The following is a 13,862-nucleotide window of genomic DNA, read 5'->3' on the forward strand; positions in this document are numbered from 1 at the left end:
GTGAAACCGATACGAATCAGCGATCGGCTCGCTCGTTCTCGTACAGTTCGTTCAGCTTTGCATACTTCATGTACGCATGGAATGCCGTCGTGATGGCGACGGTCATGCCATCCTGGCCCTGCAGCAGCCCGCCCTTGAGCACCAGCTTGCGCAGCATGGCGGTCATCGCGTGCAGCGTGGGACGAGTCGACGAGGGGGTGACACCACGTTCCTTCATCGCCCAGGCGTCGCGGGTCGACAGTTGATCGATGCGCTGCATCCAGTGGGACAGGTCACGGTAGGTGAAGTGACGCAGATGGGCGTCCACGTCGACCACCTCCGGTGCCTGGACCGAGGAGTGCGCCTTCTTGGGCAGATAGCCCGAGGTGGTGCGGTTGTACAGCCGGGTCACCGGGTCCGGGTAGAACCCCGCCGCGCGAATCCAGTGGCGGCCGGCGAAGTTGCGACGCTTGAAGCGGTAGGCCTTGCGCGGGTCGTCCAGCGACAGCTCGCGAATCGCCGCCACGGCGTCGTCGTCCAGGCGCTCGTCGGCATCCAGCGCCAGGATCCAGTCATGGGACGCCTGGGGGACGGCGAAGGCCTTCTGCGGGCCATCGCCCAGATAGGGCTGATGGATCACTCTAGCGCCGGCGGCCTCGGCCAGGGCAACGGTGTCATCGCTACTGCCGGAATCGACCACGATCACCTCGTCGCACACCGGAGCCAGCGAAGCGATGGCCTCCTCGACGTTGTCCTGCTCGTTGAGGGTAATGATGATGCCGGTAATCGGGGTCATGGGGCCTGCCTGTACGAAGGGCTTGATGGGGTGCTGGTGCCAACAACCGATACGCTGTGGCGAGTGGGATGCGCCGATACGCTGTTGCTATGCCGTCGACCGATGGTGGTTGACCTTCCTCAGGCGCGCTGCAGTGGCGGCGGCGGCTTCCTCGAGGTCGATGGCCGACATGTCCTGGTGAGCGGCATCCGTCGGTGGATGAAACGCCAGTCGCCGATCGGCGTCGTTGCAGGTCTGCCAGCGCAGCGGGGTGGCCGAGCGATGGGACGGGTAGAAGCCGACGGTGATCAGGTTGAGACAGCCTGCCACGTGCAGCGGGCCGGTGGAACCCGCGATAAAGGCGTCGCCCGCCGCCAGACTGCGAGCGAAGTCGGCGAGCCCTGCGCAGGCCGGCTGTCGGTAAGCACTTAGCCCAGCCTCGTCCAGCGTCTTGACCAGGGCCTCGGCCACGGCTTCTTCGCCGGGGCCGGCGGTAAGTATCCAGTGGGGCGGACGCTCACCCGACTCGGCCAGGCGCCGATCGATACCCTGTGCAAGCCCGGCGTAGGCCTCGGGAGTCAGGTTGACCGCCGAGCCGCCGCTGCCCGGGTGCAGGAACACCCAAGGGCGCGTGTCGTCGAGCCCCAGCGCCTGGCCCAGCGCGCTACGCTGAGCGTCACGTTGTTGCGGGGCCAGGGGCCAGTAGGGGGGCGCAGGGTGCTGTTGCGACGGCTGTCCTGACGAGAGTCCCAGCGCCTGAATCATGGCCTCGGCCAGTTCCAGGTTGTAGATGTATTCAGGCTTGGCCGAACGGGATCTGCGCTGGGTGACGCGACGGTTGTAGAATAGCTGGGCCCACTTGGTGGCTGGCGCCATGCGCAGGGGGATCCCCGAGCGAAGGCCGAGCCAGCCGATGCGGGTGGTGGAGTAGAGCGTCAGCATCGCCGTGAAACCGCCCTGGCGCAGCGTCGCCAGCAGGGCACGCTGGGCATCCTTCGGCGCCTGTTCACCCGGGTCGATGACGACGTCGTCGATCCACGGACAGAGCCTTGCCATCGGCGCCGTATAGGCGGGTACCAGCACGCTGACATGAGGGGCGGGCTTGGCCTTCTTGAGGGCGGCGAGTGCTGGCCAGGCGAGCATGAAATCGCCAAGCTTGTCGTTGCGTACCACCAGCAGTCGAGGGGCACGAGCGTCGGCCGAGGCCGTCGTTGCTGTCATTTGGGCTCCCGAGCCCCGCTATCGGAAAGGAGACCACCTTGAGTCACAAGGTCATGCACATCTGCCTGTCGGACGGCTGGGGCGGACTGGAAATGTATCCTTCGAGGATTATACCGGAGCTTGCCGCTCAGGGGTGGCAGGTGCATGCCCTGGCACTGGGCGACTCGCGGGTGGCCAGGAGCCTCGATGATGCCGGGGTGCCGACGCTGACTGCCCGCTCCAGAGGCTCGGCGCTTTTCGGTGTGCGCCGGTGGCTTGAGTACCTGGCCCGTCACGACATCCGCCTGTTGCACTGCCACAAGTCCAGCGACCTGCGCCTGGCAGCCCTGCTGGCGACCTTGCGGCCGCGGCTAAAGGTGGTGTTCACCGACCATATGGGGGTCACCCGGCCGAAGAAGGACCTGTATCACCGCTGGGCCTACGGACGGGTGTCGCGGCTGTTGTCCATCAGCGAGGCGACCCGGCGACGTAACGTCAAGGCCTTCGCCCTGCCGGCCGAGCGTATCCAGCGTCTGTATCTGGGGATCGACCCGGCGCCGCTGGCGCCGCGTCTGGACGCCGGCGAGCGGCGCGCCCTGCGCACAAGCCTCGGGCTGCCGGCGTCGGCCACCACCATCGGGGTGGCGGGGCGACTGACGCCTGGCAAGGGGCAGCGGGTGTTCGTCGAGGCCCTGGCGAGACTGATCGCCGAGCATCCGGCGCTCGATGTCCATGGGGTCATCATCGGTGGACTCAGCGCCGAGGAGGGCAGTCGTGAGGAGTACGTGGCCGAGCTCGAGGCGCTGGTCGCCGAGCAGGGACTGTCGCAGCGCATCACCTTTACCGGCTTTCGGCGTGACCTGGCGCGGTTGTTCGAGGTGCTCGACGTGGTCTGTGTGCCGTCGCGCAACGAGGCCTTCGGCCTGACCGTGATCGAGGCCATGGCCGCCGGCAAGGCGGTGATCGGTTCGCGTAGTGGCGCCATCCCCGAGTTGATCGACGCTCACAGTGGCCGCCTGGCAGACCCCGAATCCGCCTCCGAGTGGGCCGCCGCCATGCTGGAATTGGCGCAAGATGGCGAGCTCAGGCGACGTCTGGGCGAAGAGGCGCGACGTCGGGTCAAGCAGCACTTCCTGCTGTCGCAGCATGTGCAGGGGCTGACTCAGGTCTATGACGACGTGCTCGCTGGCCGGCCGGCTGTCTGACGAGGGACACCGCTTGTTCAGCGAGGTGAGTAAGCGGTCGCTATCGCTGTAGACGTTGCTGTAAAAGTGTTCTGGAGCCGTGAATCGATCACAGGCTAGGCGTCGCTATAGCCGCGGCGGATCTCTTCGAGCGCCTGCTGGGCCGACCTCTCGTCGACGCAGAAGCGGGCCAGCGAACGTCCCAGTCGCGCCAGATTGCCCTCGCGCCATTTGCCAGGGGCGCGCAGGCGACAGCGGTCCAGGTCGATCAGCCAGACCCGGTTGCTGTCGTCGACCAGCAGGTTGCGGGCGTTGAGGTCGACATGGTCGAGGCCATGATCGTGGAAGCGTCGGATGACCTGGCCCACTTCATGGAGCAGGCCCGGGGCCAGATCACCGCCAGCCAGATGCTCTGCCAACGCTCGGGTGGCCGGCAGGCGTTCGGTGATCAGCGCGGCCTCGTAGCTTGGGCCGTGACGAATGACGCCCCCCAGCACCGGCCGCGGCACCGGCAGGCCGGCCTGGTAAAGCCGCGCCGTCAGACGCACTTCGCGAAAGGCGCGACTGCGTTCGAGCCCGGTCCACAGGTAACGGGAGGTCGATAGCCGGGCGACGAGACCGCCGCGGCGGTAGGGTCTCAGCACCCACTGACGATCGCCCACCTCGAGAAACAGACTCTGGCCGCGACCCGGCGCCTGTCCGGTCACCAGGCCTGCCTCGCGCCAGTATTCGGGCGCCATCAGAGCGGGTCCGATTTGTGGCCGTGGTACAGCGTCACATAAACTGGTGGCATCGTATAAAATGCCCACCTTTCCTGACTGATACGTTGCCAACCGCATGAAGCATCCTCTGCCCGCTCGTCCTGCCCACATCGGCGTGCTGCGTCTCTCTGCCCTGGGAGACGTGTGCAATCTGGTGCCCACGGTTCGAGCCCTGCAGCGCCAATGGCCCGAGGCGCGGATCACCTGGATCGTCGGCAAGGGCGAATACAGTCTACTGACCGGCCTGTCAGGGGTCGAGTTCGTCGTCTACGACAAGTCGACCGGCCTCAAGGGCATGCGGGCGCTATGGCGCGAGCTGGCCGATACCCGCTTCGACGTGCTGCTGCACATGCAGCAGGCACTCAGAGCCAGCGTGCTGTCGCTGGGACTCAAGGCCAAGGTGCGGGTGGGCTTCGACCCGGCGCGGGCCAAGGACCGTCAGTACTGGTTCACCCACCGTCAGCTGGCCCCGCGTGAGCGGGCCCACGTGCTGGAGTCGTTCATGGACTTCGCGCGCCTGCTGGGAGTCGAGGATACGTCGCTGGAGTGGCGACTGCCGGTGCCGGACAGCGCCTACGCCGAGGCCCGGGAGCTCACCGGCGACAGCGCCTACCTGTTGATCAGTCCTTGTGCCAATCCGCGCCTGCGCAACTTTCGCAACTGGTCGGCGGAAGGCTACGCCGCCGTGGTGGAGCACGCCTGGACCCAGTTTGGCCTGAAGACGGTGATGACCGGGGGCGGCAGTACCCAGGAGCGCGAGATGGGCTCGCGCATTCAGTCGCTGTGTCACCCCGAGGCGGTGATCGACGCCATCGGCGCCACCTCGCTCAAGGGTCTGCTGGCGCTGATCGATCGCGCCCGGGTGGTGATCGCCCCGGATTCCGGCCCGGTGCACATGGCCAACGCCCTGGCTACCCCGGTGGTGGGCCTGTTTGCCACCACCAACCCCGATCGCGCCGCGCCCTACCTGTGGCGCGACTACGTGGTCAATCGCTACCCTGACGCCGTCCGGGAGTTCCTCCAGGCGGATCCCGACACCATCACCTGGGGCCAGCGGGTCCGCCATCCCGATGCGATGTCGCTGATTCGCGCCGACGATGTGATCGAGCGACTCGATACCCTGCTCGCCGACACCGCCTCGCAACACCGCTCCGACCTCGATAGGGAGTCACCCGATGAAGCTTGATCTGACCGCGCTTGAGCGCTCCCGCGTGCTGGTGGTGGGCGACGTCATGCTGGACCGCTACTGGCACGGCGGCACCTCCCGGATATCGCCGGAGGCCCCGGTGCCGGTGGTGCGCGTGGAAGAGTGCGAGGATCGTCCGGGCGGCGCCGCCAACGTGGCGTTGAACATCGCCTCCCTGGGCGCCCACGCGGCGTTGGCCGGACTGGTCGGTGACGACGACAATGCCGACCGTCTGACCGCGCGCCTGGAGGAGGTGGGGGTGAGCACTCACTTTCACCGTACCCCCGGCATGCCCACGATTACCAAGCTCAGGGTGATGAGCCGTAACCAGCAGTTGATCCGGCTGGACTTCGAGGATGGACTCGACAAGATCGATACCTCGGAGCTGGCGCCCAGGCTGATCGAGGCCACCGACAACTTCGACCTGATCATCCTGTCCGACTACGGCAAGGGCACCCTGGCCAACGTCGAGATGGTGATCCCGGAAATGCGCCGGGCCGGCAAACGGGTGCTGGTGGACCCCAAGGGCAGCGATTTTCGGCGCTATCGTGGTGCCAGCGTGATCACCCCCAACCTGGCCGAATTCGAGGCGGTGGTCGGACCCTGCCCCAGCGACGACATCCTGGCCACCAAGGGCGAGGCGCTGCGCGAGGAGCTCGAGCTCGAGGCGCTGTTGATCACCCGCAGCGAGAAGGGCATGACGCTGATTCGCGAAGGCCATGACCCCTTGCACCTGCCGACCCGGGCCCGTGAGGTCTACGACGTCACCGGCGCCGGCGATACCGTGATCGCGGTGCTGGGTCTAGCCCTGGCCGCCGGCCACGGCTTCGCCGAGGCCATGACCCTGTCCAATCTGGCGGCGGGTCTGGTGGTGGCCAAGCCCGGCACCGCGACGCTGTCCATCGCCGAGCTCTACACCGCACTGCACGGCGACAAGCTGGCCGAATTCGGCGTCATCGAGGAATCACCGCTGGTGCTGGCGGTGCGCGCCGCCCAGGCCCGTGGCGAGCGGGTGGTGATGACCAACGGCTGCTTCGACATTCTTCATGCCGGCCATGTGGCCTACCTGGAGCACGCCCGCCAGCTCGGTGACCGGCTGATCGTGGCGGTCAACGACGACGCCTCGATCCGTCGGCTCAAGGGCCCCAAGCGGCCGATCAATCCGCTCAATCGCCGCATGCAGGTGCTGGCCGGGCTCGGCGCGGTGGACTGGGTGGTGCCCTTCGCCGAGGATACGCCGGCTCGCTTGATCGAATCGGTGCTGCCGGACGTGCTGGTCAAGGGCGGGGACTACCGGCCCGAGGATATCGCCGGCGGCGAAGCGGTGCGTGACGCCGGGGGCGAGGTCAAGGTGCTCGGCTTCGAGGATGGCGTCTCGACCACCGCCATGATCTCGACCATCCTCGATCGCGAGAGCTGAGGGTGAGCTGGCCGCGGCTCGCCTACTCAGGCGCCATCGGGCTGCTGTCGCCGCTGATCTGGCGACGGGTCTGGCGCGAACAGCTGCCGGATCGCGCTCGTGGCGAGCGGATGGGCTGTCTGCGGCCCTTCGCCGACGAGCGTCCGCGGCTATGGCTGCACTGCGCCTCGGTGGGCGAGGTGGTGGCGGCACGCCCGCTGATACGCGCCCTGCGCCTGCGCCATCCCGATCACCGACTGGTGGTCAGCACCATGACCGCCACCGGTGCCGAACGAGTGCTCTCGCTGGTGGACGACGTTCCCGAGGCGGAGGCGGCCGCTCCCCTGAGCCATGTCTTCGTGGCGCTCGACTTTCCCGGCGCCGCGCGTCGCTTTGTCCAGCGTCTGGCCCCTCGCCAGGCGATCTTCTTCGAGACCGAGCTGTGGCCGAACCTGCTGAGAGCCTGCGCCAGGCGGGGTATCCCGGTGGCGGTGGTCAATGGTCGCCTGTCACCCCGTGCCTTTCGTGGCTATCGGCGCCTGCGACCGCTGATGGCCGAGTCGCTGGGCTGTGTCGACTGGCTGGCGGCCAAGTCCGGTGAGGATGCCGAGCGTTTCGTCGAACTGGGCATGGCGTCCGACCACATCCAGGTCGTCGGATCGATGAAGTTCGACATGGCCCTTGATGATGCATCTCTGAAGGTGAGTGAGCGCTTGCACGCAGCCATCGGGCATCGCCCGATCTGGGTCGCCGGGTCCACCCATCCCGGTGAGGATGAGCTGCTGCTCGGGGTCCAGCGACGCCTACAGGCACGTTTTCCCGATATCCTGCTGGTGCTGGTGCCGCGCCATCCGCAGCGCTTCGAGGAGGTCGCCAGGCTGTGCCAGGAGGCCGGCTTCGAGACCGTCAGGCGCTCCCGGGGACGCGTCCCCAGCACCAAAGCAGAGATCTATCTTGGCGACAGCATGGGTGAGCTGCAGGCGCTCTACGGCACCGCGGACCTGGCCTTCGTCGGCGGCAGTCTGGTGCCCATCGGCGGCCACAATCTGCTCGAACCCGCGCTGATGGGTGTGCCGGTGGTGACCGGCCCGCATCTCGACAATTTCGAGGACGTGGCCCAGCTGCTGAGAGACGCCGGCGCCCTGGTCGAGATCGCCGACGCCGACGAGCTGGTCGAGCGTGTCGCCGCGCTGCTCGAGGATGCAGAACAGCGCAAGCGGCTGAGCGAAGCCGGGCAAGGTGTCATCGACACCCACCGGGGTGCGCTGGAGGCCACCCTCGCTGGCCTGGACCGGCTGCTGGCGTCCACTCGCGGTTGACCTGGCCCCCGCCTTCCTCCCTTCCTTTCTGGCCGTTTCCGTGGGCTCTCGAGTGTTTGCGAGCACTCACTTTTTCAGTGTTTGTCGACTGACCGGATACCCGGTTTCAGCGCCGACGCATAAAGGTATGGAAGGTCAGACACTGGAATTCCCGGTCCAGGCGCAACAGGCCGATGACGGCGACCAGCAGCAGGGACAGGGCGTAGCCGTAGCCGTAGTAGTCGGGCCCCAGGTGCTGGGTGATCAGGGTAAAGCCCAGATTGCTGGCGCAGAAGGCGACGCATAGCCACAGAGCCGGTGTCAGCCGGTCGAGATAGAACAGCACGTTGAGAATCGCCAGGAACAGCACCTGAATGGCGACCGCGACCAGCAGCAGGTTGAAGATGGGCAGGTTCCAGTCCGAGAAACCGAGCGCCTCGAGCAGGTGCGGACCCGCCAGCAGCAGTGCCGCCACGGTGACGCCCTGCACCTTGATGATGTCATAGATGCCGCGTCGCACGCTGATCACCATGGCCCGGCGCCAGGACTCTATTTCTTCCAGCGAGCGGCCGCTGCGAATGGCCTGGTCGTAGTGCTGGCTGTTCAGCGCGAAGTCTGTCTCGATGCGCATCAGGAAGATCGCCATGCCGGGCACGATGGACAGATAGGCCAGGAACAGCGGCAGGTCATACAGCGGGGCCGCGCGCAGGGGGGGGATCATCGGCACCGAGGTGGCGGGGTGGAACCAGAACGTCAGCTTGTCGATCCATACGCCCAGGTTGTAGAACAGCCCGATCGCCACCAGCTTTGGTTGCCACTGACCGTGGATCAGCAAGGTCAGCGACCAGGGCCGCTGGCTGGGGTAGTGGCGGGTTACCATGGCCAGCAGCACGAACAGCAGCAATGCCTGTCCGATGACGAAGGCACCGAGCAGACCGGTGATGCCAAGGCCTTGCCAGCATAGGCCGAGGCCGAGCGTGGTCGCATAGCCGAGGGCGAAGGCCGCCAGCACCTGCCGGTAGTGCTTGACCCCGGCGACGAAGACGGCCACGCACCATAGGTTGCACAGCAGCACGAAGCCCATGACCATCAGTACGCGATAGGCCAGCGGGCTGGCATCGGCCAGGGTCGAGGCGATGGTGATCGCAGCCAGCAGCGAGGCGACGGTGGTCAGGGTCAGCACCGCCTTGAGGCTGGGCAGCACCTCGTCGTCACGGCCTTCGTATAGCCGGTCTGCGGTAAAGCGAGTGAAGGTCAGTTGCAGTGGCCCGGTAAAGATCAGCGAGCCGGCCACCAGCCAGGTCACCGAGACCAGAAAATCGGTGATATACACCGGGGAGTCGCCCTGGCCCGCGGCCGCCAGGATGCCCAGCGTCATCACCGCCAGAATCGATATCACCCAGGGGCCTGAGCCGATCAGGGCGGCGTAGCCGTAGGCGCGCAACAGACCAAGATAGCTGTCCTGCCTGAGCAGCCGCCGCAATTCGAAACCGATACCCGCCATGATTACCCCTCAATTGAAAGTCGTGCCGCTGTCCTGGCCACCCGGTAGCGCTCAAGCGTCAATGTTTTGCCCATGTAGCGCTGTTGCGCAGGCCGGCTCCTCGCTGTCGGCCATGGCATCCTGCATGGCCACCTGGTAGCGCTCGGCGTAGCGCTCGAGCATCAGTTTTTCCGTGTAGTGCTGTTCGACCCTTTCGATACCCACCTCCCGCGCCGCCTGCCAGGCAGCCGGATCCTTCAGCAGCGCAGCCGCCGCTGCCGCGGTGGCCTGTGGGTTGGCGATCGGTACCACCTGGCCTGCGGCCTGTTCGGGGGATCCATCTCCCAGCACCATTTCGCGACAGGCGCCGACGTCGGTAGTCACCACGGGGACTCCGGCGGCGAGGGCCTCCAGTACCACCAGCGGCTGCGCTTCGCTGATTGAGGTCAGCACCACCAGGCGTGCCTGGGCGAGGATGTCTTCGGTCTTCTGGAAACCGAGAAACCGCAGGTTTTCGCCGAGCTTGAGCTGTTCGGCAAGGTCGCGGCATTCCTGGGCGTACAGCGGGTCCTCATCGTCCGGACCCACCACCCAGGCCTCCAGCTCCGGCAATTGGAGCTGGAGCTGGCGGGTGGCCCGCAGGAAGGTCTTGATGTCCTTGATCGGTGTCACCCGCCCGAGCAGCACCATCACCGGTCGGGTATTGGCCTGGGTGGCCTCTCGCAGCGGGCGAAAGCGCTCGATGCGAATGCCGTTGGGGATCACTCGGGAGCGGGTTGCCGGTGCACCGTCGTTGAGCTGCCGGCGACGATTGCCGTCGTACAGGGTGGTGATATCGCTGGCGGCCTGATAGGTCATGCGCCCCAGGCTGTGGAAGAAGCGGATCCACAGGCGTCTCAGGTAACCACTCTCGGCCTTGAGACCATGGCTCAACGGATCTGCCGGGGCATGAATCCAGTCTGCCTCCAGCAGGTCGATGTGGCGTTCCTTGGTGTAGATGCCGTGCTCGGTAACCATCAATGGTGTGCCCGTCTGGTGGCGTGCCAGGGCGCCGAGAAAACCCGCATAGCCGGTAGAGATGGCGTGCAGGCAGCGACCGCGGGGGAGGCGGTTGGCCAGGTCGGCCAGCATGAACAAGGGGGAGTGCATGTTGCGTACCGACCAGAAGTAGTCGAGGAAGGACGTCTCGTCGTAGCAGGAGGTGTAGCGTTCGACGATCTCGTCCCAGGCCAGCTGACTTTCCTCGAAGTCGTTGCGGCTCAGTCCCGACCCTTGTCCCACCAGGGCGGCGACCTCTGCCAGGGCCTCGTCGATATCCAGGCCGCGTTGGCCGAGTCGGTCGTGCAGCGCACGGGAGCGTTCGAAGGCTCTCGGGCAGCCGCCGGGGCGGCGGCCCGATCGTGTGGGCGTCGAGCCCATCAGATAGTGGCACTCGAGATGCACCACATTTTCGGCCAGCTCATACTTCAGACCGTCGTAGTCCTCGGGGCGGCTGCCGAGAAACACCACGGCAAAGCGATACCGTGGCAGGCCACGGATCAACTGGTCGAGCCAGCCCGCCACGCCACCCCGTACCATGGGATAGGTCCCTTCGAGCAGCAACACCACGTCGGCGGGATCGTCGGTAGCGGAAAGTCGAGGGAAGGTCATTGCCAGAACTCCCGAAGTGATTGCAGGCGCGGCGGAACATGACGATGGTCGTCGAGTGTTGTCAGCGCTTCACGCAAGCCGACAGTGTTGCGTTCCAGATAGGCAAGCTCTGCCGACAACGTGGTCATGGACAGGGTGGGCATGCCCTGTTTGGCGGCCTTGCCGAGGTCGATGCGCGCCTGCTGCGGACGTCTCTGGAGCAGTCCCAGCCTGGCGCGTTGGCGCCACCGTTCGGGGCTGGGGGCGCGGTCGATGGCATGGTCGAGGCTGTCCAGTGCCTGCTTGAGCATCAGTTCGCAGGCGCTCCCCTGGGCGAGCTCCAGATAGGCGTACTCGGCGTACAGGCAGGCCAGCGCCTCATGGGCTCGGCCCGTAGTGTCCCCGTCCTTGTCGATGACCTGGTGCAGGTGCGCAATCCGCTGTTCGAGCTGGCTTTCGAGGCGGTTGAGCATCGAGTAGCCGAGCAGTCGAATATCGTCGGCATCGTCGGCCAGACCTCGCCGCATCAGCGAGATGGCGGTGCGCATGGGCAGGTGCTGGCTCTGTAGCAGGGCCTCCTGGCGCAGGTGGCTGTCCCGGCTCTGCGCCAGTACGCTGGCGAGTCCTTCTCGCAGCGCCTGGCCGCTTTCGTCCGGTGGTGTTACCGGGCTGTCGGGCAGTGGTGGCATGGGGTGCCGGCGCCACGCTGGCTGACGGTCGTCCTGCCGAGGCAGCAGTACGATAACCGCCGTCAGCAGCAGGCCGAGCCCTCCCACCACCGGTAGTGCGGCTGTGGTTGTGGTGAAATAGCGCCAGTCACTGGGTTGGCCCAGGCGGCGAAGGCCGAAAGACAATGCCAGGGCGCCGCCGCAGTGCAACAGGAGCCCCTGCGCGATGGGCGATCCGATCAGTCCTTCGGGCAGGGTCGCCGCGACACTTCCCGGAGCCAGCCAGAGGGACAGCGCCAATGCCTGGGCGCTCAGACCAATCAGGGTGGCCATGGTCGGCAACGGTCTAGGCCACGGCATGCGGGGTACCTCGTGGCCACAGCGCGTCGAGCAGGTCGCTGCTGGAGCGGGAGCCATCGATGGACCAGCTCTTCCAGTTCAACGGGTCCACCATCGTGGCGTCATCGAGATACGCCTTGAGCACGGCTGACAGTCGTTGTTGCAGTGCGCGTCCAGCCTCTGGACCCGCCAAAGGCATCAGGATCAGCAGTCGATGGTGCCCGTCGGGCAGAGCCAGCGGCCAGGCCTCGTCGATGCTACGGCGACGGCCATCGAAGTGCTGCACGATCTCGGGCAGGCGTGGGGCCAGCGTGGGGGGCAGGTCGAGTGCGACAATCAATGAGGGCAGACGCTGATGACGGGCGTGCCTGATCCACTGTTCCAGGCTGCGGGCCAGGCTGGGGGCGGGCAGGCAGCGGCGAGCGATCATCTCGCCGAGGCTTGCACCGATGATCGCCAGTAGCTGCATCTGGCCTTCATCCATATCGATGAAAGGCAGGTCCAGGACCAGCAACAGGGCATGAATACGATCATCCAGGTCGATCAGCGGGATCACCGCCACCGGCGCATCCAAGGAAGCGGTGACGACATCACGCAGGGAAACGAGCTGACCACGCTCGAGACACGCCTGGATCATCGGATGCTCCAGGTCCAGCTCCCCGGGACTGCCCAGCCAGGCCAGAGGTGTCGACGACGGCTTGCCGTCGGCCACTTGAATCAGCGCAGCGCGCTGCACCCGACTATGCAGGGCGATAAAGGTCACAAGCTCGCTGGCGATCTGCTGCAGCCCTTGATCCTCGGCAGCCGCAGATGGTGTGCCAGAGCCTTCGGCGAAGTCGCGTTCCAGTTGAATCAGGGTGTCACGTAGCGTGAAGGGGGCCGCAGCCAGCCGCTCGGTCAACTGGTCATGGGAGACGCGCAGCACGTGGTAGTGACGCAGAAACGCCTTGTGACGATGGAGCTGTAGCCGACACAGGGTGTGCATTTGATCGAGACGGCGGCGCAGGCGCGAGCACATCTCGCCACTGACCAGCCCGACCAGCGCCAGCCCGAAGGCGGTGACCAGTGGCGGTGCCCCCGCGAATGCCAGGGCGCCTGGTGGCTGGGTGGACAGCAGTGTCGGCCCCCAGAAGGCCGTTGCGCTGCCGACGACGGCAGCCAGAGTGCCGTAGCCGCTGCCGTAGCGCAGCCCACACAACAGAGGCGCTACCAGCAGCCACCAGGGCACTCCTGGCGACAGCATCGGCGTTGCCTTCATCATCAGCAGCTGCCCCAGGGCGGCGAAGATCACCGTCATCAACAGCGTCTCGATCATGCGCCGAAGGTGGCCCGGCGGTCTGACATAAAGGTCATCGAGGCCGCTCACCGGAGTGCCGTCGATGGGTGTCAGTGGTTCGTGGTCGATCAAAGGCGTGCTCATGAGTCGCTCACCTGGCCAGGGGCAGGGCGTCGACCAGCTCGGCCAGCAGGTCGCTGGAAATGCCGCTCAAGGTGGTGAACCCCCAGCCACCGCGGCTGCCACTGGCACTCCATAGAAGCTCCCCCGTATTGGCGTCGCGCACCTGGAGGCTGATGCCCACGGCGGGTTCGCCGTCCAGCCCTGTCTTGTAGTGCCATTCGTCGATGGCACCGGTGACCACATAGGCCAGCTCCTGCTGCTGGGCCCAGCCGAGCGCTGCCTGGCGGTCGGCGCCATTGTCCAGCGCCAGGGGATTGACCGGGCCGCTGTGAGGCACTTCTCGTAGAGGCATGACGCCGTGGCGGTGCAGCAGGGTCAGCAGGGTGCCCTGGGCCCGCTCGCCGGCCAGGGGCGTCTCCGAGTGGTTGGACAGCGGTGCCAGTGCCCAGCCGGCGCTGGCATTCAGAGGCGTCGTCGTCTGTACGTGGGTGGTGGAAGCGCAGGCGGACAAGGTCAGCGTGAGCACGAGAGGGAACAGCCAGGAACGCATCGTCATGGAAAA

12 protein-coding genes are annotated in these 13,862 nt (G+C 66.3%); 4 read left to right on the top strand and 8 right to left on the bottom strand.

Annotated features, from left to right (window positions below):
* Positions 1 to 16 precede the first annotated feature (16 nt).
* Both C9F12_RS16605 and C9F12_RS16610 read right to left on the bottom strand, forming a co-directional pair.
* Complete coding sequence (locus tag C9F12_RS16605; RefSeq protein ID WP_045990973.1) at positions 17 to 775, bottom strand: glycosyltransferase family 2 protein; 759 nt, start codon at positions 773 to 775, stop codon at positions 17 to 19.
* 87 nt (positions 776 to 862) lie between these two features.
* Entirely contained in the window at positions 863 to 1,975 is a 1,113-nt protein-coding gene (locus C9F12_RS16610; RefSeq protein WP_108449595.1) for a glycosyltransferase family 9 protein, read from the bottom strand.
* A gap of 38 nt (positions 1,976 to 2,013) precedes the next feature.
* Here C9F12_RS16610 and C9F12_RS16615 point away from each other — a divergent pair, with 38 nt between their 5' ends.
* Complete coding sequence (locus C9F12_RS16615; protein WP_240184282.1) at positions 2,014 to 3,159, top strand: glycosyltransferase family 4 protein; 1,146 nt, start codon at positions 2,014 to 2,016, stop codon at positions 3,157 to 3,159.
* Between the two features lie 95 nt (positions 3,160 to 3,254).
* On the opposite strand, the gene C9F12_RS16620 is transcribed toward C9F12_RS16615, so the two are convergent.
* Positions 3,255 to 3,977 (bottom strand): 3-deoxy-D-manno-octulosonic acid kinase, encoded by a 723-nt coding sequence (locus tag C9F12_RS16620; RefSeq protein ID WP_108449596.1) that lies wholly within the window; start codon positions 3,975 to 3,977, stop codon positions 3,255 to 3,257.
* Here C9F12_RS16620 and C9F12_RS16625 point away from each other — a divergent pair.
* Genes C9F12_RS16625 through waaA form a run of 3 tightly spaced genes read left to right on the top strand, consistent with a single transcriptional unit; the run spans position 3,976 to position 7,803 of the window.
* Complete coding sequence (locus C9F12_RS16625) at positions 3,976 to 5,085, top strand: glycosyltransferase family 9 protein (RefSeq protein WP_108131936.1); 1,110 nt, start codon at positions 3,976 to 3,978, stop codon at positions 5,083 to 5,085. The genes C9F12_RS16620 and C9F12_RS16625 overlap by 2 nt on opposite strands.
* Positions 5,075 to 6,505: a bifunctional D-glycero-beta-D-manno-heptose-7-phosphate kinase/D-glycero-beta-D-manno-heptose 1-phosphate adenylyltransferase HldE gene (gene hldE / locus C9F12_RS16630; RefSeq protein WP_045990977.1), complete on the top strand. Its 1,431-nt coding sequence runs from the start codon at positions 5,075 to 5,077 to the stop codon at positions 6,503 to 6,505. The genes C9F12_RS16625 and hldE overlap by 11 nt, the downstream gene beginning before the upstream one ends.
* Positions 6,506 to 6,507: 2 nt before the next feature.
* Complete coding sequence (gene waaA, locus C9F12_RS16635) at positions 6,508 to 7,803, top strand: lipid IV(A) 3-deoxy-D-manno-octulosonic acid transferase (protein ID WP_108449597.1); 1,296 nt, start codon at positions 6,508 to 6,510, stop codon at positions 7,801 to 7,803.
* A gap of 106 nt (positions 7,804 to 7,909) precedes the next feature.
* Here waaA and pelG read toward each other — a convergent pair whose 3' ends face one another.
* From pelG to C9F12_RS16660, 5 genes are read right to left on the bottom strand one after another with little or no spacing between them, the layout of a single operon-like run.
* On the bottom strand, positions 7,910 to 9,286 hold the full coding sequence (gene pelG / locus C9F12_RS16640; RefSeq protein WP_108449598.1) for an exopolysaccharide Pel transporter PelG: 1,377 nt from the start codon (positions 9,284 to 9,286) through the stop codon (positions 7,910 to 7,912).
* A 51-nt stretch (positions 9,287 to 9,337) separates the two neighbouring features.
* Entirely contained in the window at positions 9,338 to 10,915 is a 1,578-nt protein-coding gene (gene pelF / locus C9F12_RS16645) for a GT4 family glycosyltransferase PelF (protein WP_108449599.1), read from the bottom strand.
* Positions 10,912 to 11,922, bottom strand: a complete 1,011-nt coding sequence (locus C9F12_RS16650) for a hypothetical protein (RefSeq protein ID WP_162816509.1) — start codon at positions 11,920 to 11,922, stop codon at positions 10,912 to 10,914. The genes pelF and C9F12_RS16650 overlap by 4 nt, the downstream gene beginning before the upstream one ends.
* A complete protein-coding gene (locus C9F12_RS16655) occupies positions 11,909 to 13,321 on the bottom strand; it encodes a PelD GGDEF domain-containing protein (protein ID WP_108449601.1) in 1,413 nt (470 codons plus the stop codon). Before C9F12_RS16655 ends, C9F12_RS16650 begins: the two co-directional genes overlap by 14 nt.
* 7 nt (positions 13,322 to 13,328) lie before the next feature.
* A complete protein-coding gene (locus C9F12_RS16660) occupies positions 13,329 to 13,856 on the bottom strand; it encodes a hypothetical protein (protein WP_108449602.1) in 528 nt (175 codons plus the stop codon).
* Positions 13,857 to 13,862 lie beyond the last annotated feature (6 nt).

The sequence above is a fragment of the Halomonas sp. BN3-1 genome (assembly GCF_003056325.1).
GTDB lineage: Bacteria > Pseudomonadota > Gammaproteobacteria > Pseudomonadales > Halomonadaceae > Halomonas > Halomonas litopenaei.

Coding starts and splice junctions, on each gene's coding strand:
- pelG (WP_108449598.1), bottom strand. CDS start 9,286: ATGGCGGGTATCGGTTTCGAATTGCGGCGGCTGCTCAGGCAGGACAGC.
- C9F12_RS16605 (WP_045990973.1), bottom strand. CDS start 775: ATGACCCCGATTACCGGCATCATCATTACCCTCAACGAGCAGGACAAC.
- C9F12_RS16660 (WP_108449602.1), bottom strand. CDS start 13,856: ATGACGATGCGTTCCTGGCTGTTCCCTCTCGTGCTCACGCTGACCTTG.
- hldE (WP_045990977.1), top strand. CDS start 5,075: ATGAAGCTTGATCTGACCGCGCTTGAGCGCTCCCGCGTGCTGGTGGTG.
- C9F12_RS16650 (WP_162816509.1), bottom strand. CDS start 11,922: ATGCCGTGGCCTAGACCGTTGCCGACCATGGCCACCCTGATTGGTCTG.
- pelF (WP_108449599.1), bottom strand. CDS start 10,915: ATGACCTTCCCTCGACTTTCCGCTACCGACGATCCCGCCGACGTGGTG.
- C9F12_RS16620 (WP_108449596.1), bottom strand. CDS start 3,977: ATGCGGTTGGCAACGTATCAGTCAGGAAAGGTGGGCATTTTATACGAT.
- C9F12_RS16625 (WP_108131936.1), top strand. CDS start 3,976: ATGAAGCATCCTCTGCCCGCTCGTCCTGCCCACATCGGCGTGCTGCGT.
- C9F12_RS16655 (WP_108449601.1), bottom strand. CDS start 13,321: ATGAGCACGCCTTTGATCGACCACGAACCACTGACACCCATCGACGGC.
- C9F12_RS16610 (WP_108449595.1), bottom strand. CDS start 1,975: ATGACAGCAACGACGGCCTCGGCCGACGCTCGTGCCCCTCGACTGCTG.